This window comes from Bradyrhizobium sp. SPXBL-02 (genome assembly GCF_051853065.1).
Taxonomy (GTDB): Bacteria; Pseudomonadota; Alphaproteobacteria; order Rhizobiales; family Xanthobacteraceae; genus Bradyrhizobium.
The window spans coordinates 3218847-3241029 of record NZ_CP182474.1 but is presented as its reverse complement, the minus strand read 5'-3'; the positions used below and the strand labels follow the sequence as shown (position 1 = coordinate 3241029).

The following is a 22183-nucleotide window of genomic DNA, read 5'->3' as shown; positions in this document are numbered from 1 at the left end:
GCTGTTATGAGCGCGCTTCGGTTTCTTTTGTTGATGCTTGCCGTATGGCTCGGATGCGGTCCGGCAATGGCCGAGAAGCGCGTTGCGCTCGTCATGGGCAACTCGGCCTACAAGAACGTGGCGCGGCTGGCGAACCCGGCGAATGATGCCGCGCTGGTCGGCGGCATGTTCAAGACGGCCGGCTTCGATACCGTCGATGTCAGGCTCGACCTTAACGCCGCCGACATGCGCAGGTCGTTGCGCGAGTTTGCGGGCCGAACCCGCGACGCCGAAGTTGCCGTGATCTACTATGCGGGACACGGCATCGAGCTGGACGGCACCAACTACCTGATCCCCACTGATGCCGCACTGGAAACGGACGGCGACGTGCTCGACGAGACCGTCGCGCTGGACCGCGCGCTCTTTGCGGTGGAGCCGGCCAAGCAACTGCGCCTCGTCATCCTGGACGCCTGCCGCGACAATCCCTTCGCCAAGACGATGAAGCGCACGGTTGCCTCGCGCGCCATCGGCCGCGGGCTCGCCAAGGTCGAGCCGACCAGCCCGAACACCATGATTGCCTTCGCGGCGAAGGCGGGCTCGACCGCTTCGGACGGCAACTCCAAGAACAGCCCGTTCGCGGCGGCTCTGGTCGAACGTCTGCCAACGCCCGGGCTCGACCTGCGCAAGGCGTTCGGCTTCGTGCGCGATGATGTGCTCAAGAGCACGGGCTACAAGCAGGAGCCTTATGTCTACGGCTCGCTCGGCGGCGATGACGTGCCGCTGGTTGCGGTCAAGCCCATCGCCACCGGCCCGCAAGCCAACCCCGACGCCGAAATCCGGCGCGACTACGAACTGGCGCTTCAGCTCGGCACGCGTGACGGATGGACGGCCTTCCTCGATCGCTTCCCGAGCGGCTTCTATTCCAATCTCGCCAAGGGTCAGCTGAACAAGATCGCCGCCGAAGAAACCCGCGCCGCGGCTGCGGAGAAGGCCAGGCAGGCCGAGGACGAGAAGGCCCGGCTGGCATCCGACCGCGCCAAGAAGGCCGAGCAGGAGAAAGCGGCAGCGGCCGCGAAGGCCGCTGAGGACGCCAAGGCCGCGGCGGAGAAGGCCAAGCAGGTCGAGGAAGCCAAGGCAGCTGCCGCCGAGCAGCGCAGGAAGGACGCAGAAGCGGCTGTCGCCAAAGCCTTGGCTGACAAGCAGGCTGCCGAAAAGGCGCTCGCCGACAAGCTTGCGAACGACAAGGCGGCTGCTGAGCTCGCTGCAAAGCAGGCAAGTGACAAGGCGCAGGCCGAGCAGAAGGTCGCGGCTGTGTCCCCAACTCAATCGTCGCCCAGTCTCTCCCCGCAGGAGACCGCAAAGCTGGTGCAGTCGGAGCTGCGCCGCGTCGGTTGTCTGGCCGCCGCCGCCGATGGCGACTGGAATGCGTCGTCACAGCGCTCGCTGACGCTGTTCAACAAATATGCGGGAACGAAATTCGACGCCAAGCTCGCGAGCTTCGACGCCCTCGATGCCATCAAGGCCAACCCGGGCCGGGTCTGCCCGCTGGTGTGCGATCGCGGCTTCAAGGCGGACGGCGGCACTTGCGTGAAGATCACCTGCCGCGCTGGTTATCGTATCAACGACGACAATGAATGCGAGAAGGTCCAGGACAAAAAGCCGGTGCCAACGCGCGAAGACGCCAGACCGCGGGACGACGAGCGGAAGAAGGTTGAGAGCACGCCCTCGAAGCCTCAGGCGACGGGACAGATCTATTGCAATAGTGCGGGCTGTCGTCCCGTCCGGCCGGGCTGCCGACTGGAGGTGAGCGGAATTGGCAGGACCAGCACCCTAGGTGCCGGTAACGCTGAAATCTGCAATTGAGCACGTAGAGCTGATCAGATGCCGCTCCAGCAATGCTAGAGCGGTGCGGGCGTGTTGGGGTAAGAAGTTTGAGCAGAACTATGGAAGCTTGATCGTACCCTGATCGGAATGATGCGGCAGATCGTACGCTATGACGACCCGCATTTTGCCGAGATGTTCAAGTTCCTCGATCGGCTGCAACCGAGGAAAGCAGCTGGGCAATACGCCCGACGTGTCGACATACTGCCGTCGGCAGGCCAATCGCGCGGTGCGCGCCAGGGCGGCATCGATGAGCGCCTTTCCAATTCCTCCTGCGCTCTGCGGCGGGCACAAACAGCTTCTGCCATCTCGCTGACGCCACGGCACGGCTGCGCATTTTTGCAAGAGATAGAATTTACGGGCCGTGATGCTGCTGTTCGTCATTGCGAGCGCAGCGAAGCAATCCAGAATTCCCCTCAGCGGAAAGACTCTGGATTGCTTCGCTACGCTCGCAATGACGATGTGGAGAGAGCGCGCCTCTGTTTTCGATGCAGAGCTATTGCATATGACTGATGGGCGGCGGCCTGCGCGCACGCCTCGTCCTTCGAGACGGCGCTACGCGCCTCCTCAAGATGAGACCAATCGACGTCAGTGCCCGTTGAAGCTGCGGCCGCGCACTCCGCCCTTATCCTGACGGCCCGCCGCAAGCGGGCGTCTCGAATGTATGGCCGCAGGGAAAAGCTCTCAAATTGCGATAGCTCCGCGTGCCCCAGACGCAGCGCAGCGTCTCTTCGACGGTGCGCTGCTGAGCCGGGGCCTATGCTGGAGAGATGCGGCGTGTGACTTCTGGGTCCTGGCTCTGCACTGCAACGCTATGGAGCGTTGCGGTGCGTCCGGGACACGGAGAACGCCGCGGCGCGAGCGAAGACTCCGCGTCGCTCGCGACGACGCCGTGACAAACTACTCCTGATCGACCAGATCGTCCTCGAGGATCGCCATCTGGAACTGGAACGAGCGATCGTCGTCCTCGTCGTCGACGAAGAGCACGCCGATGAATTCCTCGCCGATATAGACCTCGGCGGAATCGTCCTTCTTCGGCCGCGGCACGACGCGGATCTTGGGATTGCCGAATACGCGCTTCAGATACGCATCCAACTTTCTGACTTCTTTGACGTCCACGGCAAGTCTCCGATCGAAAATGGTCGGCGGGTTTTAGGACGAGACGCGGCGAACCGCCAGCACGAATTGTCAAAGAATTTTGGGACGAAAAGGGCCGGAAAATCCGGCCCATCTCAGCATCAAAAGCCTTCTCAGAGCCCCATCGCGTTGATCATCTGGTCCATGGTGCGCGACGGCTCGGCGCAGCCGGCCTCGCCGACGATCTTGGCCGGCACGCCCGCGACCGTGACATTGTGCGGAACCGGCTTGACCACGACCGAGCCGGCGGCGATGCGCGCGCAATGGCCGATCTCGATGTTGCCGAGGATTTTTGCGCCGGCCCCGATCAACACGCCATGGCGAATCTTCGGGTGACGGTCCTCGTTCTCCTTGCCGGTGCCGCCAAGCGTGACGCCGTGCAGGATCGAGACGTCGTCTTCGATCACAGCCGTCTCGCCGCAGACGAAACCGGTGGCGTGGTCGAGGAAGATGCCGCGGCCGATGCGCGCGGCGGGATTGATGTCGGTCTGGAACACCGCCGACGATCGGCTCTGAAGGTAATAGGCGAAATCCTTGCGGCCCTTCAGATAGAGCCAGTGCGCGAGGCGATGGGTCTGGATGGCGTGAAAGCCCTTGAAGTAGAGCAAGGGATCGATGAAGCGCGAGGTCGCGGGATCGCGATCGTAGACGGCAACGAGATCGGCGCGGAAGGCGTTGCCGAGATCAGGATCGTCGCGCAGCGCCTCGGAATAGGCCTGGCGCACGAGATCTCCCGACAGTGCGGAATGATCGAGCCGGTCGGCGACGCGGTGGACCACCGAATCTTCGAGGCGGCCGTGATGCAGCACCGCCGAATAGATGAAGGTCGCAAGCTCCGGCTCGCGTCGGACGATGTCCTCCGCTTCGCCGCGGATCCGGTCCCAGATCGGATCGAGCGATGCGAGCTTTCCTCCCGGATTGACCTGATGCACTGCCATGGATTTTCTCTTTGGAATTTTGCTCTTCGAATGGGCGTCTTTTGCTCTCTGTATAGCACAGTCTAGGCGACAAAGTCCTGACGGGCTTGCCTGAGAGTGAACAGCATCTTGCCCCACAGAGCATGCTAAGGCCTTGAAACACAACAGTTTCTTTTGACGCCCCAAGCGGCAAGGTCGGCTCAAAGTGGTCAGAGTTTCGCCAAATTCAAGCCGGGCGGCCTCAAACTATTGGTGAATTCTCTTTGAGCCGTTATTGGGGTCATTGATCCGAAGCGAGGCTGGGAGCGGATTTGAGCATCACCACCGATCAATTGCGCGCGCGCGCAGCTGATACGTTTTGGCTGCGGCTGGCGGCGGTGGCCTTGCCACTTCTCTTGCCCCTCCTGATGATCGCGCCGGCGGTCTGGAACGGCTATCCGCTGTTGCAATGGGATACCGGCGGCTATCTGGCGCGCTGGTACGAGGGCTATCTCGTCCCCAGCCGCTCCACGGTGTTCGGCCTCTACCTGCACTATGGCGAGGGTTTTGGCTTCTGGATCAACCTCGCGGTCCAGTCGCTGGCGACGCTGTGGCTGCTGCAGCTCACGCTTCGCGTGCTGGGTTTGATGCAGACCTTCCGCTTCGTCGCGATCAGCTTCGGCCTGATGCTGTCGACCGCGCTGCCCTGGCTTGCGAGCATGCTGCTTACCGACATCTTTGCGGGGCTTTCGGTGCTGTCGCTGTTTCTGCTGGTGGTCGGCGCAAGCCGCACCTCGGCGCGCGAGAAGATTTCGCTGTTCGTCTTCACCGCCTTTGCCGTGGCGACCCACAGCGCCACGCTCGGCGTGTTGCTGGGGCTGTGCGCCGCCGGCTGGATGATGCGGCCGTTCGCGGGCGGGCGGCTGCCGCTCGCCGGATTGACGCAGGCGAGCCTCACCATCGTCGCGGGCGGCCTGATGCTGGTGTCGGCAAATTACGCGCTGTCCGGCAAGCTGGCCTGGACGCCCGGCGGCTACGGCGTCGCCTTCGGCCGCATGATGCAGGACGGCATCGTCGCACAATATCTCAACGACCATTGCCCGCGCGAACGCTACAAGCTCTGCCCCTACCGCAACGAGCTGCCCGCGAGCGCCGACGAATTCCTGTGGGGCAAGAGCATGTTCAACACGCTCGGCCGCTTCAATGGGCTCAACGATGAGATGGGCACCATCGTCGTGCAGTCGCTGAAGGATTATCCGGCCTGGCAGGCCGGCGCGGCGCTGCGCGCGATGGGGCAGCAATTGCTGCATGTGGCGACCGGCGAAGGCACCAACGGCTGGATTCCCCACACCCGCGGCATCATCGAGCGCTACATCCCCGCACAGGCCGCGCCGATGCGCGCGGCGCGGCAGCAGAACTGGGGTATCAATTTCGATTACGTGAACTGGCTGCATGTCCCGGTCGCGCTGGCCTCGATGCTGGCGCTGGTCGCGCTGCTTGCCCAAGCGCTGGCGAACCGCCGGCTGGACGATCTGACGCTGCTGGCCGGAACGGTGACGCTGGCGCTGCTCGGCAACGCCTTCATCTGCGGCGTGATCTCAGGGCCCCACGACCGCTACGGCGCGCGCATGGTGTGGGTTGCGACGTTCGTGGCGCTGATGGCAGCGGCGCGGCGTTGGGGACCTGGCGATGCGGGCCAGGACGTTCGCCAACCAGGCGGCCGCCATCGGCATTAGCAGCTTCCGCTTCGTCGAGGTCGTATTTCCATGGAGAAACGCCGCGCGGTTACGTCGCTCGGATCGACTGGACTGCCGCCTGCCCTGTACGGCGATAACAACCGCGCTGTTTGGATTCAAAAGGGGGAAAATCTATGCATCGTGTCGCCTGCACCATTGCGGCCGCGTTGACGGTCCTGTTGTCGACCCGGCTCGAGGCTGAAACGCTCTCGTTCGAGAGCGTTGTCTCTCCTTCCGAGCGGACCGCAATTCTGACTGGCACCTTGTCGCTTCCTCCAGGACCCGGGCCTTTTCCCGTGGTCGTCTTGATGCATACCTGTGGCGGGCTCGACCGGTTTGGCGTGGCGACCCTTCAGGCGCACGCGAAGAACCTGCAAGCGGCCGGCTTTGGCGCATTCATTCTTGATAGTTTCGGGCCGCGGAATCTCGGCGGAGGAAAGGGTTGTGGACTGGAGGCGTCCCGCTTTCGAAAGGACGATGCCTTTAACGCGAAGGCTTTTCTGGAGAGGAACCCGAAAGTCAGCAAGGACAATCTATTTGCACTCGGCTTGAGCAGCGGAGGTAGCGCAGCGATCGAGATCGCCAGGGGGACAGCCGAAGCCCGATTTAGAGCCGTGGCGGCCTATTACCCGGAGTGCCACGCATTCAGCCCGAACTTCGCGATACAATCGCCGCTGTTGATCTTCGTTGCCGGGAATGACGACTGGACGTTGCCAGACGGCTGCCTGCGAGCCAAGAACATCAAGTGGGTGGCCGGCGCCGAATTTGACGTGGTCGAGTATCCGAACGCACATCATGGCTTCGATCAACAGCGCGACCGTCCCTTCAAATACAGAGGACACACGCTCGCCTACAGCCCCGACGCCACGGCCGACAGCCGAAAACGAGTGATTGATTTTTTCGTTCGCCACCTGACGGATGATCTCAAGACAAAAATGCGGAAGGATCGCAACTGATCCCTTTGGGCCCAGGTCGGCACGTTCGAGCAGCTAGCGTCTACAACGTAAAAGATACTGGGCGAGGACGTCAAAGCGCGTGGCAACTCAGGCAACATGGCCTCACCCGCGCCGTGACAAGAACTTCAGCGCGCCGGTCTTGTAGACCTTGTCGCCGACCGCACGCATGTGATCTCTGCACCGTCACCGTAATTCACCCACAATTTTTCACATCTCCTTGGCGAGCGCGAACAGCCGGAAATCCTCGAGCGCCGCGTGCCGATGCGGGGCGGCTTCGCGCCGGTAAGTCTCGGTGTCGACGATCGAGCGGAAGGTGGCGAAATCGCCGTATTCATTGATCGCCGCTTCGTCCCAGCGTTCGCCTGACGCGCCGACGAGGCTCGTGAGGACCGGCCCGGAAAACATCCGCGCGAGCGGCTTGCCGGCCGCAAGACGCCGGAATGCCGGCCTGTAGCGTTCATGAAAAGCCTCGCGGCCCGAGCAGGGCGCGGCGTCGAATCCGTCCTCGTAGCGCGCATGCGCGCGGTAGCGCAGCAGATTGAGCATATAAACCGGCTGGCCGGGTGGAATCGCGCGCTCGGCGACGTCAAGGGCTTGCAGGGTGATTTCGATGGGGTTCATGGGACTTCCCGCGTTTTAAAGCGCCGCAGAATGCGCGCTGACGCTCCCTGAATTAGCCGTTCGGGAATGTCTCTTGTAGTGATCGCCTGGCCATGGCTATGTGGACTCTATGTCCACAACGACCTTGCCTCCCGATCTCTCGCGTCTCCTCGCCTTCGTCCGCGTCGTCGAGGCGGGCTCGTTCGCCGAAGCCGCGCGGCGGGCGGGGACGACCACCTCGGCGATGTCCAAGGCGGTCGCCCGCTTCGAAAAGGCCCACGGGTTGCGGCTTTTGCATCGCTCCACCCATTCGTTGGCGCTGACCGAAGAGGGCGACCGGCTGATGGCGGCGGGACGCGCCTTGGTTGAAAGTCTCGCCCGTGTCCAATCCGCGCTCGGCGAAGTCGCGCGCGACGATGGCGGACGGGTGCGCGTGACCGCCCCCGCTTCGTTCGCGCGCGCCTGCATCCTGCCGCGGCTGCCCGCGTTCCTGCGGGAACGACCGGAAATCGAGATCGAGGTCAAATTCCGCAACGAGATTCTCGATCTCGCGGCGGAAGGCGTCGACGTCGCGATCCGCTCAGGGCCCCTCGACCGCGCGCCGGGCCATCAGGCGCGGCGGCTTTGCACGTTCTCCTGGATCGCTTGCGCCTCGCCCGCCTATCTCAACGCGCGCGGCGCGCCGGCCACTCCCTTTGAGCTTTCCGCGCACGACCACGTCGGCTTCCGGAATCCCGCGAGCGGTCAGATCCTGACCTGGCGCTTCGCCGACCCGCGCGGCAAAGGGCCCATGCGCGTCACGCCCAAGCCCAAGCACATTTGCGACGACGCGCATGCTTCGCTCGCTTTGATCGCGAATGGGTTTGGGATCGGCTGGGGGCCAGCGTGGCTCGTTGGCGAAGACCTTCGCACCGGCCGGCTGGTCGAAGTGCTGGCGCCCTGGCGCGCACCTAAGGAACCGCTATGGATGGTGCGCACCTCCGACCGCCGCCCGCCCCTGCGCACGCAGCGCGTCATGTCGTTCCTCAACACGCTTCCCGCCGTGTTCAGCGACGAGGCAGCGTGAAGCAGCGGTCGACACGGAAATTGAGGCGCCAAGAAACTGGGCTAAAGGTCCTAGGGATTAGTAGGCGAAGACCCCCGCTTGGCCCTTTGCCAACTCACCCCCGCCGTGACAGGAAATCCAGCACGCCGGTCTTGTAGACCTTGTCGCCGACCGCACGCATGTGGTCGCGGTTCGGAATGTCCAGCACTTCCGCGCCGGGGATGATGGCGCCGAGCGCGCTGGCACTTCCTGCGACGTCGTCGGCGCTGCCGACTGCGATCAGCACCGGCACGTCGATGCGCGCGGCTTCCTCGCGGGTCATGAGATCGCGCGTGCCGCGCAGGCACGCGGCGAGCGCGCGGCGGTCGGAGCGGGTCTGGTCGGCGAACGCGCGAAACGTGCGGCCGACGGGATCGGTGACGTCATCCAGCGCGGGCGCCTCCAGCGCCTTCGCCACGTTCTCGCCGGGGCCGCTGCCCTCGATCAGGCCGCCGATGCCGATGCCGCCGAGGATCGCCGAGCGCAGGCGCTGCGGCTCGTTGAGGGAGAGCCAGGCCGTCATCCGCCCGCCCATCGAATAGCCCATGATGTCGGCCCGCGGGATGGCGAGATGATCCATCAGCGCGAGCACGTCGCCGGCCATCACGGGAATGGAGTATTGCGCGGGCTCGTAGAGCTTTGCGCTCTCGCCATGGCCGCGATTGTCGAGCGCGATCACGCGCCGGCCGTTCTTGCGCAGTTCCGAAACCCAGGTCGGATAGACCCAGTTCACGTTCTTGCTGGAGGCAAAGCCGTGCACCAGGATGATCGGATCGCCCTCGCCTTCGTCGAGATAGGCAATTTCAACGGCGCCGTTGTGAAAGCTCGGCATCATCAGTTCCGTGAGGTCTGGAGGGGAATGGCCGATCTTAGAGCACGATCCGGACAGATGTGCAGCGGTTTTTCCGCGCGACAGACGCGGAGCGCGCTTGCGCGGAGATCATGCTCAAACAATGACCCGGAGTGCGCCGACGATTGACCGCAATTTCGTCCGCTTTAGGCCTTGAGAGCCGCAGCTTCCAGCGCAGCTTCGGCGGCAATCTGCGCGCGGCGAAGCCGCCGCGCTCGCCTGCGATCGCACCAGGCCTGGGTCAGGCGCTCGGTCGTCGCCTTGATGGAGGAGAGCAGGCCGAACAGGGTCACGACCGCGCCAAACAGCCAGAGCGCCAGATCGAACGCGCCGCCGACGAGCAGCAGCGCGCCCCGACCGAGCAGCTTCATGATGGCCCGGGTCTTGCTGCCATGGGCTTCCGCAAGCCGCGCCGCGCGCGCGACATCCTTCGGACCTTCGGCGATGCGCAGCGTATCCATCGCCCCGCGCGTGCCGGTCTTTCCGGCGACGCGCGTGACGTCCTTGCCGAGGCGGACCAGCGCACCGGCCTTCTCGGCGCGGAACGCGGCCTTGATCGCGCTCACGGTCTGGCCCGGCCGCAGCACCGAGCCGGATGCCACCGCGTTCCGGAGCATCGGCGTGTCGACGACCTCGCGCGCGGACCGGCCGGCCCATGCGGCGAGCCCCTCGCCGAGCCGTCCGAGCTTGCGCGCATCCTTCACCAGCGTCAGTCCGGCGCGCACCGGCGCGGCACCGCCGACGGACACGTAGGTTGCCGCCGTCACCGCAAGGCCGGCCGCCGCAAGAGAGAGCACGAGGCGGTCGGTCTCCTCACCCATGGCGAGGTGCTTGCCCTCGCGCACCACGTCCCTGATGTCGCCGAACACGAACAGATCGCCGGCCACGGTCCCGGACAGGCTCGCGACATCGTCCGCGTTGCCGGTGACGAGACCGGTGGCGAAGCGCTTGGCGAAATGCGAGGTCGAATTCTCCGCTTTCACGGCGTCGCCGACGCGGCTCAGGAGATCGTCGGGAAGCGCGATGTTGCGGTCACGCGCCAGCGCCACGAAACTGTCGGCGAGATCGGCATCGCCGGCGGCGAGCGCGGCCTCGATATTGTCCTGAACCAGGCGGTCGTTGTGCCGCAGCACTGCATCGAGCTTCAGTTCGGAGAGTGCGGCCGGATCGTCCTGGGCGGCCAGGATCGCGCCGGCCTCGCGGGCATGCGGCGCCACCTGCGCAAGCATGAAGCCGCACGCGGCCACTCCCGCCAACGCCGTACTGATTCGAAACCACTTCATGTGGAAAAGCCCGGATGCCCTTGGATGCCCGCGCGGAACGATACGCCTTTCGTCCCGATTTCACGCAACCACAGAGATAGTATGCCAAAATTGCGACACAACGTCCCCGACGAAAGAAGGGCTTCTCTCAGGCCGCAAGATTGTGTCGAATTTGCATGAGCCAATGAGCATGGGGCGCTTGCGGAGCTTTTCGGTTCCATTGGACTAGCAATCATCTGCACCCGCCAGTATGGTCCGCGGCGCCTCAAAGATGCCGCGTCAGTCGTTGATTGTGTCTGCCGCCTCTGCCACTCCAGGATGAACTACGATGTCCGACCATGTCGTCCCGCACTTTCATAACGATGCCGGTGTCCCCGTCATCGAGATCGGCTCGCAAGAGTTCATGTGCGTGGGCGCCAACCCTCCGTTCGACCATCCGCACGTCTTCCTCGACCTTGGCAACGACAACGAGATCATCTGCCCCTATTGCTCGACGCTGTACCGCTTCGCGGCCGACCTGAAGGCGGGCGAAGCCCGCCCGCCGGAATGCGTGCTGAAGGACAAGGTGGCCTGACCGCGTCCACCGGTTAAGGGGTGGCGCTCTCCCGAACGATTGTCATCGCCGGTGCCGGCATCGGTGGCCTGACGGCCGCACTCGCGCTCGCGGCGCGCGGCTTCCGCATCGTCGTGCTGGAAAAGGCCGAACGCCTCGAGGAAGTCGGCGCCGGCCTGCAGCTCTCCCCCAATGCCAGCCGCGTGCTGGTCGAGCTCGGCCTGACCGAACGCCTCAAGCTGCGCGCCGTCACCCCGGAGGCGGTTTCGATCATGAGCGCGCGCGCCGGCGGCGAGCTGCTGCGCATGCCGCTCGGCGAAGCCGCATCCGCGCGCGCCGGCGCGCCCTATTGGGTGGTGCACCGTGCCGACCTGCAATCGGCCCTCGCCGGCGCCGTTGCCGACCATCCCGACATCGACCTGAAGCTGGGCGCGACGTTCGAGGATGTGGCGCCCCATGCCAAGGGCCTGACGGTGGTCCATCGCAGCGGCACGATCCGCCGCAGCGATCTCGCCAGCGCGCTGATCGGCGCCGATGGCATCTGGTCGACGGTGCGCCAGCATCTGTTTCCCGAGGTGCAGCCGCGTTTCTCGGGGCTGATCGCCTGGCGCGGCACGCTCGATGCCACGCAGCTGCCGAAGGACTATACCGCGCGCCGGGTGCAGCTCTGGATGGGACCGAACGCCCATCTGGTGGCCTATCCGATCGCGGGCGGGCGCCAGATCAACGTGGTCGCGGTGCTGACGGGCACCTGGAACCGGCCGGGCTGGAGCACGCCCGGCGATGTCAGCGAGGCGATGGACGCCTTTGCCGGCCCACGCTGGCCGCCGGCGGCGCGGATGATGCTCGCCGCGGTCGACAGCTGGCGCAAATGGGCGCTGTTCGGCGTCCCCGACGGCTGCCCCTGGAGCAAGGGTTCGGTGGCGCTGCTCGGCGATGCCGTGCATGCGATGCTGCCGTTCGCAGCGCAAGGCGCCGGCATGGCGATCGAGGATGCCGCCGTGCTCGCCCGGCATTTGAGCCTCGAGGCCGCCGAGAGCAGCAAAGAGGTCGCCGCCGCGCTGACGCAATACGGCCGTGCGCGCCAGGCGCGGGTGCGGCGGGTGCAGCGGACCGCGCGGCAGCAGGGTCGCATCTATCATCTCAGCGGGCCGCTGGCGCTCGCACGCGATCTCGCGATCCGCGCGCTCGGCCCGGAGCGCATGCTGGCGCGGCAGGACTGGATCTACGGCTGGCGGCCTTGAGGCGAAGTGCGCTCGGCAGGACGCCTCAGCGGGCGGCTTTGCCGGATTTCGCTGCGGGCTTGGCGGCGGCCGCGGGCGATGCCGGAGGCGGCGGCTCCTCAGGCGGCGACTCCCGGCATCTGTTGCGGCGCCAGGCGTCCTCGGCCATTTGGGCCTGCCCGCGCACGGCGACATAATCGTTGCGATAAGCGAGCTCGGACACGACCGCGCCACCGGTCCCGGTCTCGGCCTTCTGCATCAGCGCCCGCAGATCGTCAGTGCGCTTGGCGAGCCCCTTGCGCTCGGTCTCCAGCTGCTTGCAATCGTACAATTCGTATTTGGCGGGATCGGCGAAGGCCGGCGCGATCGTCTCGCTCACGCTGGCGCAGCCGGACAGCGCAAGGCCAGCCGCAAGCAGCGCGAACAGCGCGCCAACGCCGCGCAGCGAAGAGGAAAACGAAGCAGCCATGCCGGATGAATAGCCCCCGTGGATTGAGAATGCCTAAAGCAGCAACAGATGTCCGGATTGAGGCTTTGCCTTGTGCGCCCGGCTCGCTTAAGGAAGTACCGTCCTTTCGGCTGCGAACGCGCCAATTCCAGACCGCCGGAACGGACTTAAGTGTTTGATCTCGTTGGATCAAGCGGGCATGGCGGAATTGGTAGACGCAAGGGACTTAAAATCCCTCGGTGCGCAAGCGCTGTGCCGGTTCGACCCCGGCTGCCCGCACCATCGATTGGCTCATCCCTGCTCGAGGCGCTTCGGCTCCGCGCGGAAATCGAGCAGCAGGATCCAGAAGCAGATCAGCGCGGTGACGAGGAGGATGAAGGTGCCCTCGATCGGCGCTCCCAGAAGCGAGACCAGTGCCGGAAGGGCGAGGCCGACGCCGAGAACGGCCGCTAGCGCCAGGGGCGGAAGATCGACGATGAGGATCGCGGCATAGAGCGCGAGCTCGAAGAAGGCATATTCCTTCAGACGCGGCGAGCTGAGATAGAGCGCGAACATGGCGAGCACCGTGATGCGCATGGCCGTGCGCGGGTGATCCATCAGCCAGCGATCGAGCTCGGTCGGGAGCGATGCCCATCCCCGCACCGATCCGCTCGCAGCCAGCCGCAGGACGCACAGCGCGAACGGCACGAGCACGAGCGCGAGTGCCGCGAGCACATAGGCCGCCAACATCGCCGGCTTGCCGTCACTGACGCCGGCCTGGGCCATGAGGTCGCGCGCCAGCAGCAAGAGCGACGGATTGGTCTCGACGAGACCGACGGCATGCTGGCCGGGAATCTGTCCCGCGATCGCGAGCAGCCAGCTCGCGAACAGATCGGGATGCAACAGCCGCGACACCGCGACCGGCAACGCGAAGGCGAAGACGGCCACCGCGATCAGGGCCAGCTTGCGGCCGCGCGGCAGCGGCAGGAAATAGAGCGCCGCCAGCACCGGGAAAAACACCAGCTTGAACGAGGTGACGAGACCGAGCAGCGCAGCGCCGGTGAGGCGCAAGGAAAAGCTCGGATCTCGTTCGAGCGCGCGCGGGCGAAGCAGGAGCTTCAGCGCGATCGTGGTCAGCACACCGCTCAGCAGCGCAAAATTGCCCGACGCCACCACAAATTCGAAACCGACGAACGCGCCGAGCGCGCAGAGCACCTTCAGCCCAGCATCGCGCGCGCTGGGACGCGTTCGGCCGAGGCCTGGCAGAAGCAGCCCGCAGAGCACGGCGAGGACGAGATAGATGCCTCTGTAATGATCGACCAGAACGCCGCCCGCGCAGAGCGGACGGAAAACGTCCAGCGTCACCGGCAGATAGGGATAAGAATATGTGGTGCCCTTCAGGTTCTTGACGAAGTAGGGATCGAGCCCTTCGGCATGCGCATCGACGGCTGCGCAATTGACCCGGACGTCCCAGCCATAGGGCAGGTCGAGCGAGGCATCGTTGGCGAGATTGCCGAGCGCCAGCAGCGCCGTCAGCGCGATCAGGCAGGCAAGCCAGGCGTTGCGCTTGCCGGCACTCGCCGCAGGCGCCAACCATCGTGCTGCACCGGACATGTCGGACACGGGCGATACCCTGCTTGGCCTGGCTTCTCCCGGCGCCGTTGCGGAGCCGGTCCGGCCACAATGGACAGGACGTGTTGCCGATTCATCTCCCCGGCGGGCCATGCGCGATCTTATGGTGAATCCCTGGTTGCCGGGCCCTACCCTCGTTGACGCGGTTTCGGAAAGCGCTTCCATGCGCGCCGCGATCGGTCGAGCATGACCATCAGGCCGGCAGCGGGGGCCTCACCAGGTCTTGACCGCCCCTGCTCCGCCTGCCAGCCATCCCGAAACATGGGTTGTGCAACGCAGCATCAAGGCTAGATAAGTCCTTCGATTGCAGGGGTAAGCTTCTTGTCTGACGTCAATGCCGACGATTGGGTGTCCGCGGGACACCGCCCGATGGGTTTTCCGGAATTCGTCATCGTGATCGCGTCCATCATGGCGCTGAATCCGCTCGCCATGGACATGATGCTGCCGGCACTGCCCAATATCGGCGCCGCCTTCAAGATTCCCGTCGAGAACCATCTTCAACTCGTGCTGTCGACCTTCCTGATCGGCTTCGGCGCCGGCCAGTTCGTCATGGGCCCGCTGTCGGACCGTTTCGGTCGCCGGCCGGTGCTGCTCGGCGGCATGGCGGTCTATGCGGTGGCGAGCGTGCTGGCGGTCGCCGCACCCTCGTTCGAGACGCTGTTGCTGGCGCGTGCGCTCCAGGGGCTCGGCACCTCGGCGACGCGCGTGATCGCGACCTCGATCGTACGCGACTGCTATGTCGGCCGCCGCATGGCGAGCGTGATGTCGCTCGCCATGATGGTGTTCATCGCGGTGCCCGTGGTCGCCCCCTCGTTCGGACAGGCGGTGCTGCTGGTGACGGCGTGGCGCGGCATCTTCGTGGTGCTGATGCTCTATGGCTTGCTCGCACTCGCATGGTGCGTGTTGCGGCTGCCTGAAACGCTCCCCCCGTCCGAGCGCCGATCGCTGGCGCCCGCGGACGTGCTCTCGGCGTTCCGGCAGACCGTGACCCATCGCCAGACCATCGGCTATGCCACCGCGGCCGGCAGCGTCATCGGCGCGCTGTTCGCCTATGTCTTCTGCGCCCAGCAGGTCTTCACCGGCATCTATCATCTCGGCCGATATTTCCCGCTCGCTTTCGCCGCGATCGCCGCCGGCACCGCCATCGCCGGCTTCCTCAATGCGAGGCTGGTCGGCCGGCTCGGCATGCGCGTGATCTCGCACGGCGCGCTGATGCTCTACACATTCGTGGCCGGCGTGATGCTGCTGACGGAATGCCTCGGCGTGCTGCCGCTCGCCCTGTTCATGGTGCTCTCCGCCCTGATGATGTTCTCGTTCGGCATGATGGTCGCCAACTTCACCGCGCTCGCGATGGAGCCGCAGGGCCACATCGCCGGCACCGCCTCCTCGCTCTACGGCTCGATCACCACGCTGATCGGAATCGTGGTCGGCATGGCGATCGGGCAGAGCTTCGACGGCACGCTGCTGCCCTTCTCGATCGGCTTCTTCCTGTCCACTCTCGCCGCGGTCGCGATCGTGCTGGTGGTCGAGAAGGGACGGCTGTTCAGGCCGCATCATCGTCCCGTCTGAGGAACCAGGAGGCGGCCTCGATGTTGTCCTGCAGCAATTCTAGAGGATGCTGTAATGGAACTGGAACATCGCGAAGACCACGCTGAGGCAAAGCTTCAAAATGTGGAGCCGTCTGAACCGCAGGCCGAGCAGGTCACGTTCACCGCGCCTCTTGCGAGCGAGGGGCTCGAGCAGGTGCGCGACAGCCATTGCTAGGCGGGAATGGGTTTAGGTCAAATCGATTGCGGCAGGCTCGGTGCAACCTCTCCCGCTTGCGGGAGAGGTTGCACCGTAGGCGCGGGTGAGGGCTTTCTCCTCTAGGAGACTATCCCATTGCGGAAGCACCCTCTCCCCAACCCTCTCCCGCAAGCGGGAGAGGGAGCGCACCTCCGTCCTTGCTTCGTTGGCTTCATTTCGTCGCGCTTCAGCATGGCGTCTAGTGGGTTCCTCGCCGGCTGGCGCTGAAATCATCCGCAGCGCTCGGTGCCGGGCTTGCTTGCGGCAGCGCCATCAGCACGATCACCTCGCGAGACACGCCAAGCCGGCCCCATAGCGAGGCCTGCACGGTGAACTCGCGCCTGACGAAACGTCCGCCACGGGCGGACACCCATTCCAGCCAGCGATTGCAGTGCTCCTGCCCCTGGAAACAGAGTGCAGCCCAGCCGCGGTCCAGCGTCGTCCTGCGCGGCAGGCCCCAGGTGTATTGATGCGCGAACGGCCGCGCGTAATAGGGATGGTCGGGGCTGTAGAACGCCGTCGCGAAGGCGAGTGCATCGTCGCCGCTGACGGCGCTAAGCGGCTCGCCGGTCACCTCGCGCCACTGGCGCGTCAATTCGCTGGCCGCCTGCACGTAAAAATTCCGGCCCTCTTCATAGCCGTGATTGTTGCGATGGACGGCATGGATCGGCGCCGCGACCAGGACGGCGGCGAGCGCAGCGCCGGCAACGATCATCGTGACGTTGACCGTGTGGAAGCGCTCGATCCGATAGCTGGTGCCGCAGACCACGAGAATGGCGAACAGGAACAGGCCCTGCAACGCCCAGAGTGACGGCAAATCGGTGCCCATCACAAGCGACGTCAGCAGCGGAAGCACGATCGTGCCGATCGCGACGTAGAACAGAAGCCGCAGGCCCGGGCTCATGGCCGCGAAGTCGGCCGGAAACTGCCTTAGGCGCGGTCCTGCGATGAGCAGCCAGATCACGGCCGATATGCTCATCGCCGCGGCCAGTCCGAGCAGAAAGTTTCTCACCTCGTGGAGTGAGGTTGCGAGGTTGCCGTTGGCATGCGCCAGCGCGTAGGTGAAGGTCGAAGCGCCCGTGGTCGCGAGCCAATGGATGTGGGGCGACAGCACCGCGAGCCCCACGACCACCGATATCCATGGCGAAGCCGAGCTGAAATAAGCGCGCCGCGCCGGGTGCGCCAGCGCGGCGAAGGCCAAGCTCGCGACGAGGAAGATCGAGTAATATTTGCCGACCATCGCCAGCGCGGTCGTGCATCCCGCCGCGATTGCCCAGGACCAGGCGCGCGTCTCGAATGCGCGCAGGAAGCACCAGGTCGCAAGCGGCCAGATTGCCAGCAGCACCGAATTGGCATTGAAGCGCTGGGCGTGAAATTGGTAGACCGGCGTCAGCATCAGGAGCAGCAGCACCAGGACGCGCCTGTGCCCGGTCACGAATTGCCGCGCGATGCGGTCGACGAAGACCAATGCAAGCCCGGCATTGGCCATCGCCATCAACTGCAACGACCAGTCGCTGAGTGGGAAGACGGAGGTCCAGGCGGCGGCAATCCAGCCGCTCAAGGGCGGGTGCTTGTGATAGCCCCAGGCGAAATGCCGGCCCAAGGTCCAGGCCTCGAGCGTATCGGGGTGCAGACCGCCGCCGGCATAGGCGATCGCCAGATAGAGCGTCCAGATCACAACGAAGCAGGCGATGAGAAGCGGCACGGCCCAGCCGGCCTCGACACCGTCGAGCCAGCGCAGGAACGGCCGCCGCCAACGCGCCGGTGCGCGATCTGACCGTTCGGCCATCGCCTGAAGTGCAAAATCGATCGGCACGGGAATCAGATTTGAAGACGGAAAAAAGATGCGCGCGGACGACGCATCTATTTCAGGATTGAAGCAAATAGCAAGAATTGCAGATTGGAAGGGTTAAAAGCACGCGCCTTCTTAGCCGAAAAGACAGCGGCGCCGCTGATCAGCGGCGCCGCCTTTTTGTCCGAGGTCACGAAGGAGGTCCCCGGCTTACTCCGACTTGTCGACGTTCCAGAACACCGGCGTCGCGGGACCGTCGAGCACGCCGGCCAGCGATTTGCGCCAGCCGCTCGGGATGAGATACTGCCCGAGCGGAATGTAGATCACCTGCTCATAGGCTTGCTTCTGGATGTCGGCGGCGATCTTCTTCTGCTCGTCGATCGAGGACGCGCGGACGAAAGCGTCCTTGAGCTGCTCGATCTTGGCGTCCTCCGCCCAGCCGAACCAGCCTTTCTTGCCCTGCCCGCCGATCGAGAGATTGGCGATCGGGTTGGACACGTCGGCCGCGACCCAGTTGGTGAAGAACATGTTCCAGCCGCCTTCCTTCGGCGGCTTCTGGCTCGCACGGCGGCTCACCACCGTCTGCCAGTCGGTCGCCTGCAGGTCGACCTTGAAGCCGGCTTCGCGCAGCAGCTGGGCCGCGACGATCGGCTGCGCCTTCAGCGTCGTGACGTCGCCCGGGGCCATGATCACGATCGGCGTGCCGTCATAGCCGGACTCGGCGAGCGCCTTCTTGGCTTCCGCCATGCCGTTCCCCTTCACCAGGGTCTCGGAGCCTGCATCGGTCGCGAGCGGCGTGTCGCAAATGAAGAAGGCGCCGCAGATCTTCTGATATTTGGCATTGCCGACCAGCGCGTCGAGCACGTCCTTCTGATTGATCGCCAGCAACGCTGCACGCCGCACCTTCACGTTGTCGAACGGCGGATGAAGGAAGTTCATCCGGCCGAGAGTCTGAAAGCCGAACTTGTTCAGGACCTGGATCGTGAGCTCCTTGTTCGCTTCCAGCACCGGCAGCATGTCGAACGGCAGGTTCTCCATGAAGTCGATATCGCCCGACTGCAGCGCATTCACCGCGGTCTGCGAGTCCGGCATGGTGAGCCACTCGACGCGATCGACCTTCACCACCTTGCCGCCGGAGGTCCAGCTCGCCGGCTCCTTGCGCGGAATATAATCGGTGTTCTTGACGTAGACCGCCTTCACACCGGGCTGGAATTCTCCCTGCACGAACTTGAAGGGGCCCGAGCCGATCTGCTCGGGAATCTGCTTATCCGCCGGCGTCTCGGCAAGGCGCTTCGGCATCATGAAGGCGACGCGCGAGGACGGCTTGCCGATGGAATCGAGGACGAGGCCGTAGGGCTCCTTCAGCTTCAGCGTGATGGTCTTGGCGTCGGTCGCCTCGATGCTGGCGGTGAAGTCCATGAGCTTCTGGCCCATGCCGTCGACCGCGGCCCAGCGCTTCAGCGAAGCGACGCAATCTTCCGCCGTAACCGGCGCACCGTCATGCCACTTCAGACCGTCGCGCAGCGTGAAGGTGTAGGTGAGCTTGTCGTCGGAGATCTTCCAGTCCGCCATCTGCGGCTGGACCTTGAAGTTGGAATCGGTGGCCACCAGCGTGTCGTAAACCATGTAGCCATGGTCACGCGTGATGTAGGCCGTGGTGAAGATCGGGTCGATGATGCGCAAATCCGAGTGCATCACTGCGGTGAGGGTCTTGCCGGCCGCAAGCACTGGCGAGGCCAGCGCGGTCGAAAGCGCGACGACCGACAGCGCAAGTGTGGAGGCGAACGCACGAGGCCCCCGGCGCATGAAGTGGAACATAGAAAGTTCTCCTGACGTGAAACTGTTCAAAGGCGGATTATTGGTTGAGCATCCGGTTCGTTCTTTGGGCGAACTAACCATATGCAATGCCTTTATCTTTTCGAGACTTGCAGACAGTGCCGAGCGCGTCAATCCGGTTTCGTTGCAAGCCCTTGCGGCGCATGCACGGGCTCCACCGGGATCGATTTGGCTCTACAACACCTCCACTTGTCCTGACCGCGCCGATGCAATGCGCGTTCCATCTTTCCAGCTCGAGAGACATTGAGATGAATCCTGCCAATCTCCCCTTTGATTCCGAGGCCATGCTCGAGGGCTTGCGCGGCTGGGTCGAATGCGAAAGCCCGACCTGGAACGCAGGCGCCGTGGACCGCATGCTCGATATCGCGGCGCGGGATATGGCGATCATGGGTGCGACGATCGAGCGCATCGCCGGCCGCCAGGGTTTTGCCGGCGTCATCCGCGCGCGCTTTCCCCACCCGAAGCAGGGCGAGCCGGGCATCCTGATCGCCGGCCACATGGACACCGTCCACCCGGTCGGCACCATCGAGAAGCTGAAATGGCGGCGCGAGGGCAACAGATGCTACGGCCCCGGCATCTACGACATGAAGGGCGGCAATTATCTCTCGCTGGAAGCGATCCGGCAGCTGGCGCGCGCATCCTTCACCACGCCGCTGCCGATCACGGTGCTGTTCACGCCGGACGAGGAAGTCGGCACGCCCTCGACGCGCGACATCATCGAGGCTGAGGCCGCGCGCAACAAATACGTGCTGGTGCCGGAGCCCGGTCGCGCCGACAACGGCGTCACCACCGGACGTTACGCCATCGCACGCTTCAACCTCGAGGCGACGGGCCGGCCGAGCCACGCCGGCGCCACGCTGTCGGCGGGACGCTCGGCGATCCGCGAGATGGCGCGGCAGATTCTCAGCATCGACGCGATGACGACGGAGGATTGCACCTTCTCGGTCGGCGTCGTGCACGGCGGCCAGTGGGTCAATTGCGTTGCCACCACCGCGACGGGCGAAGCGCTGTCGATGGCCAAGCGCCAGGCCGATCTCGATCGCGGTGTCGAGCGGATGCTGGCGCTGTCGGGCACCAGCAACGATGTCACCTTCAAGGTCACGCGCGGCGTGACGCGGCCGGTCTGGGAGCCGGATGCCGGCACCATGGCGCTGTATGAGAAGGCGCGCGGCATCGCCAAATCCCTTGGCATGGAACTGCCGCATGCAAGCTCCGGCGGCGGCTCCGACGGCAACTTCACCGGCGCGATGGGAATCCCGACGCTCGACGGCCTCGGCGTGCGCGGCGGCAATGGCCACACGCTGGAGGAGTATATCGAAGTCGAAAGTCTCGTTGAGCGTGGTCGGCTGATGGCGGGGCTGCTGGCGACGCTGGAGTGATCGCGAAGCTATTCCGCAGGGTGGGCAAAGGCGCAAAGCGCCGGGCCCACCGTTTTTCCTGAGTGAAAGGAGGTGGGCACGCTCCGCTTTGACCACCCCATCAGGACTGGCTGCACCGCAAAAACTGTGGCCCTCATGGCACGGGAATTGCTGAAATGTTAGGCTGGTGGCAGAACTGACCTCTCGCCGCTGCCGCCGATTTGACTCTAAACTGACGGATCCACCTTGCTCGGATATCTCCTTCGCCGAATTCTCGCCGCCGTGCCCGTGATGGGCGTGGTCGCGCTGTTCGTGTTCCTCCTGCTCCGCCTCACCCCCGGCGATCCCGCCGCGATCCTCGCCGGCGACAACGCGACGCCGGAACGGCTCGAGCGCATCCGCGAATCGCTCGGTCTCAATGAGCCGCTGATCGTGCAGTTCATCACCTGGGTGAACAAGCTGCTGCATGGCGATCTCGGAACCTCGCTGATCTCCAACCTGCCTGTCATGAAGATGATCGGCCAGCGCGTCGAGCCGTCGATCTCGATCGCGCTGTGCACCATCATCCTCGCCGTCATCGTCGCAGTTCCCTTGGGGGTGATCGCGGCGTGGAAGCACGGCACCTGGATCGACCGTTTCGTGATGGGTCTGTCGGTGCTCGGCTTCTCGGTGCCGGTGTTCGTGGTCGGCTATGTCCTCATCCAGGTCTTCGCGATCGAGCTGCGCTTGGTGCCGGTGCAGGGCTTCCGTAGCATCTTCAACGGCTTCGGTCCGTTCTTCGAGCGCATGATCCTGCCGACCTGCGCGCTGTCCTTCATCTACATCGCACTGATCGCGCGCATGACGCGTGCGGCGATGCTCGACGTGCTCGGCGAGGACTACGTGCGAACGGCGCGCGCGAAGGGCATCAACGAGGTCGCGGTGATGATGCGCCATGCGCTGCGCAACGCCGCCGTGCCCGTGATCACCGTGATCGGCACCGGCTTTGCGCTCTTGATCTCCGGCGTCGTCGTGACCGAGAGCGTGTTCAACATCCCCGGCATCGGCCGCCTCACCGTCGATGCGGTGCTGGCGCGCGATTATCCGGTGATCCAGGCGATGATCCTGCTGACCTCGCTGATCTACGTCGTGGTCAATCTTCTCATCGACGTCGCCTACACCCTGCTCGATCCCCGGATCCGGTACTGAGGCAAGGA

At 64.8% G+C, this 22183-nt stretch carries 22 protein-coding genes and 1 tRNA gene; 13 read left to right on the top strand and 10 right to left on the bottom strand.

Going from position 1 to position 22183, the window contains the following annotated elements:
• Positions 1 to 6 precede the first annotated feature (6 nt).
• Complete coding sequence (locus tag ACNJYD_RS14850; RefSeq protein WP_212258117.1) at positions 7 to 1842, top strand: caspase family protein; 1836 nt, start codon at positions 7 to 9, stop codon at positions 1840 to 1842.
• A 111-nt stretch (positions 1843 to 1953) separates the two neighbouring features.
• Positions 1954 to 2373 carry a hypothetical protein gene (locus ACNJYD_RS14845; RefSeq protein ID WP_439366765.1) on the top strand — a complete coding sequence of 140 codons (420 nt, stop codon included), beginning with the start codon at positions 1954 to 1956 and terminating at the stop codon, positions 2371 to 2373.
• A gap of 387 nt (positions 2374 to 2760) precedes the next feature.
• On the opposite strand, the gene ACNJYD_RS14840 is transcribed toward ACNJYD_RS14845, so the two are convergent.
• On the bottom strand, positions 2761 to 2979 hold the full coding sequence (locus tag ACNJYD_RS14840) for a DUF3126 family protein (protein WP_007602550.1): 219 nt from the start codon (positions 2977 to 2979) through the stop codon (positions 2761 to 2763).
• Between the two features lie 131 nt (positions 2980 to 3110).
• On the bottom strand, positions 3111 to 3935 hold the full coding sequence (gene cysE, locus ACNJYD_RS14835; protein ID WP_172783075.1) for a serine O-acetyltransferase: 825 nt from the start codon (positions 3933 to 3935) through the stop codon (positions 3111 to 3113).
• A gap of 290 nt (positions 3936 to 4225) precedes the next feature.
• Between cysE and ACNJYD_RS14830 the strand changes: the two genes are divergently transcribed.
• Together ACNJYD_RS14830 and ACNJYD_RS14825 are read left to right on the top strand one after the other, a co-directional pair.
• Positions 4226 to 5629: a hypothetical protein gene (locus tag ACNJYD_RS14830; protein ID WP_212258115.1), complete on the top strand. Its 1404-nt coding sequence runs from the start codon at positions 4226 to 4228 to the stop codon at positions 5627 to 5629.
• A gap of 134 nt (positions 5630 to 5763) precedes the next feature.
• Positions 5764 to 6585 (top strand): dienelactone hydrolase family protein, encoded by an 822-nt coding sequence (locus ACNJYD_RS14825; protein ID WP_439366763.1) that lies wholly within the window; start codon positions 5764 to 5766, stop codon positions 6583 to 6585.
• Positions 6586 to 6792: 207 nt separating this feature from the next.
• On the opposite strand, the gene ACNJYD_RS14820 is transcribed toward ACNJYD_RS14825, so the two are convergent.
• A complete protein-coding gene (locus ACNJYD_RS14820; RefSeq protein WP_439366761.1) occupies positions 6793 to 7206 on the bottom strand; it encodes a hypothetical protein in 414 nt (137 codons plus the stop codon).
• A gap of 109 nt (positions 7207 to 7315) precedes the next feature.
• On the opposite strand from ACNJYD_RS14820, the gene ACNJYD_RS14815 reads away from it, so the two are divergent.
• Complete coding sequence (locus ACNJYD_RS14815; protein WP_439366760.1) at positions 7316 to 8251, top strand: LysR family transcriptional regulator; 936 nt, start codon at positions 7316 to 7318, stop codon at positions 8249 to 8251.
• Between the two features lie 94 nt (positions 8252 to 8345).
• On the opposite strand, the gene ACNJYD_RS14810 is transcribed toward ACNJYD_RS14815, so the two are convergent.
• Positions 8346 to 9101, bottom strand: coding sequence for an alpha/beta fold hydrolase (locus ACNJYD_RS14810; RefSeq protein WP_439366759.1), 756 nt, complete (start codon positions 9099 to 9101; stop codon positions 8346 to 8348).
• Between the two features lie 164 nt (positions 9102 to 9265).
• On the bottom strand, positions 9266 to 10402 hold the full coding sequence (locus tag ACNJYD_RS14805) for a hypothetical protein (RefSeq protein ID WP_439366758.1): 1137 nt from the start codon (positions 10400 to 10402) through the stop codon (positions 9266 to 9268).
• Between the two features lie 307 nt (positions 10403 to 10709).
• On the opposite strand from ACNJYD_RS14805, the gene ACNJYD_RS14800 reads away from it, so the two are divergent.
• Complete coding sequence (locus tag ACNJYD_RS14800) at positions 10710 to 10955, top strand: zinc-finger domain-containing protein (RefSeq protein ID WP_007602543.1); 246 nt, start codon at positions 10710 to 10712, stop codon at positions 10953 to 10955.
• Between the two features lie 20 nt (positions 10956 to 10975).
• Positions 10976 to 12178, top strand: coding sequence for an FAD-dependent monooxygenase (locus tag ACNJYD_RS14795; RefSeq protein WP_439366757.1), 1203 nt, complete (start codon positions 10976 to 10978; stop codon positions 12176 to 12178).
• A gap of 25 nt (positions 12179 to 12203) precedes the next feature.
• Here ACNJYD_RS14795 and ACNJYD_RS14790 read toward each other — a convergent pair whose 3' ends face one another.
• Entirely contained in the window at positions 12204 to 12626 is a 423-nt protein-coding gene (locus ACNJYD_RS14790) for a twin-arginine translocation pathway signal (protein WP_212258108.1), read from the bottom strand.
• A gap of 172 nt (positions 12627 to 12798) precedes the next feature.
• On the opposite strand from ACNJYD_RS14790, the gene ACNJYD_RS14785 reads away from it, so the two are divergent.
• Positions 12799 to 12887, top strand: a tRNA-Leu gene (locus ACNJYD_RS14785).
• Positions 12888 to 12896: 9 nt separating this feature from the next.
• On the opposite strand, the gene ACNJYD_RS14780 is transcribed toward ACNJYD_RS14785, so the two are convergent.
• Entirely contained in the window at positions 12897 to 14198 is a 1302-nt protein-coding gene (locus ACNJYD_RS14780) for a hypothetical protein (protein WP_439367478.1), read from the bottom strand.
• A 339-nt stretch (positions 14199 to 14537) separates the two neighbouring features.
• Between ACNJYD_RS14780 and ACNJYD_RS14775 the strand changes: the two genes are divergently transcribed.
• Entirely contained in the window at positions 14538 to 15785 is a 1248-nt protein-coding gene (locus tag ACNJYD_RS14775) for a multidrug effflux MFS transporter (RefSeq protein WP_439366756.1), read from the top strand.
• 54 nt (positions 15786 to 15839) lie between these two features.
• Entirely contained in the window at positions 15840 to 15980 is a 141-nt protein-coding gene (locus ACNJYD_RS14770) for a hypothetical protein (RefSeq protein WP_439366755.1), read from the top strand.
• Positions 15981 to 16200: 220 nt separating this feature from the next.
• Here ACNJYD_RS14770 and ACNJYD_RS14765 read toward each other — a convergent pair whose 3' ends face one another.
• The 3 genes from ACNJYD_RS14765 to ACNJYD_RS14755 all read right to left on the bottom strand — a co-directional run bounded on the left by ACNJYD_RS14765 (position 16201) and on the right by ACNJYD_RS14755 (position 19611).
• Complete coding sequence (locus ACNJYD_RS14765; protein WP_439366754.1) at positions 16201 to 17790, bottom strand: glycosyltransferase family 39 protein; 1590 nt, start codon at positions 17788 to 17790, stop codon at positions 16201 to 16203.
• A 74-nt stretch (positions 17791 to 17864) separates the two neighbouring features.
• The gene (locus ACNJYD_RS14760) at positions 17865 to 17987 is read right to left on the bottom strand and encodes a hypothetical protein (protein ID WP_260379802.1); all 123 of its coding nucleotides are present in this window, start codon (positions 17985 to 17987) and stop codon (positions 17865 to 17867) included.
• 16 nt (positions 17988 to 18003) lie between these two features.
• Complete coding sequence (locus ACNJYD_RS14755) at positions 18004 to 19611, bottom strand: ABC transporter substrate-binding protein (RefSeq protein ID WP_439366753.1); 1608 nt, start codon at positions 19609 to 19611, stop codon at positions 18004 to 18006.
• Between ACNJYD_RS14755 and ACNJYD_RS14750 the strand changes: the two genes are divergently transcribed.
• The 3 genes from ACNJYD_RS14750 (at position 19598) to ACNJYD_RS14740 (ending at position 22175) form a co-directional block, all read left to right on the top strand.
• Entirely contained in the window at positions 19598 to 19876 is a 279-nt protein-coding gene (locus ACNJYD_RS14750) for a hypothetical protein (RefSeq protein ID WP_172783062.1), read from the top strand. The genes ACNJYD_RS14755 and ACNJYD_RS14750 overlap by 14 nt on opposite strands.
• Position 19877: 1 nt before the next feature.
• Positions 19878 to 21008 carry a M20/M25/M40 family metallo-hydrolase gene (locus ACNJYD_RS14745; protein WP_439366752.1) on the top strand — a complete coding sequence of 377 codons (1131 nt, stop codon included), beginning with the start codon at positions 19878 to 19880 and terminating at the stop codon, positions 21006 to 21008.
• 225 nt (positions 21009 to 21233) lie between these two features.
• Complete coding sequence (locus ACNJYD_RS14740) at positions 21234 to 22175, top strand: ABC transporter permease (RefSeq protein WP_172783060.1); 942 nt, start codon at positions 21234 to 21236, stop codon at positions 22173 to 22175.
• Positions 22176 to 22183 lie beyond the last annotated feature (8 nt).

Coding starts and splice junctions, on each gene's coding strand:
- ACNJYD_RS14800 (WP_007602543.1), top strand. CDS start 10,710: ATGTCCGACCATGTCGTCCCGCACTTTCATAACGATGCCGGTGTCCCC.
- ACNJYD_RS14810 (WP_439366759.1), bottom strand. CDS start 9,101: ATGCCGAGCTTTCACAACGGCGCCGTTGAAATTGCCTATCTCGACGAA.
- ACNJYD_RS14825 (WP_439366763.1), top strand. CDS start 5,764: ATGCATCGTGTCGCCTGCACCATTGCGGCCGCGTTGACGGTCCTGTTG.
- ACNJYD_RS14765 (WP_439366754.1), bottom strand. CDS start 17,790: ATGGCCGAACGGTCAGATCGCGCACCGGCGCGTTGGCGGCGGCCGTTC.
- cysE (WP_172783075.1), bottom strand. CDS start 3,935: ATGGCAGTGCATCAGGTCAATCCGGGAGGAAAGCTCGCATCGCTCGAT.
- ACNJYD_RS14850 (WP_212258117.1), top strand. CDS start 7: ATGAGCGCGCTTCGGTTTCTTTTGTTGATGCTTGCCGTATGGCTCGGA.
- ACNJYD_RS14780 (WP_439367478.1), bottom strand. CDS start 14,198: ATGTCCGGTGCAGCACGATGGTTGGCGCCTGCGGCGAGTGCCGGCAAG.
- ACNJYD_RS14790 (WP_212258108.1), bottom strand. CDS start 12,626: ATGGCTGCTTCGTTTTCCTCTTCGCTGCGCGGCGTTGGCGCGCTGTTC.
- ACNJYD_RS14805 (WP_439366758.1), bottom strand. CDS start 10,402: ATGAAGTGGTTTCGAATCAGTACGGCGTTGGCGGGAGTGGCCGCGTGC.
- ACNJYD_RS14845 (WP_439366765.1), top strand. CDS start 1,954: ATGCGGCAGATCGTACGCTATGACGACCCGCATTTTGCCGAGATGTTC.
- ACNJYD_RS14745 (WP_439366752.1), top strand. CDS start 19,878: ATGAATCCTGCCAATCTCCCCTTTGATTCCGAGGCCATGCTCGAGGGC.
- ACNJYD_RS14815 (WP_439366760.1), top strand. CDS start 7,316: ATGTCCACAACGACCTTGCCTCCCGATCTCTCGCGTCTCCTCGCCTTC.
- ACNJYD_RS14750 (WP_172783062.1), top strand. CDS start 19,598: ATGAAGTGGAACATAGAAAGTTCTCCTGACGTGAAACTGTTCAAAGGC.
- ACNJYD_RS14820 (WP_439366761.1), bottom strand. CDS start 7,206: ATGAACCCCATCGAAATCACCCTGCAAGCCCTTGACGTCGCCGAGCGC.
- ACNJYD_RS14755 (WP_439366753.1), bottom strand. CDS start 19,611: ATGTTCCACTTCATGCGCCGGGGGCCTCGTGCGTTCGCCTCCACACTT.
- ACNJYD_RS14770 (WP_439366755.1), top strand. CDS start 15,840: ATGGAACTGGAACATCGCGAAGACCACGCTGAGGCAAAGCTTCAAAAT.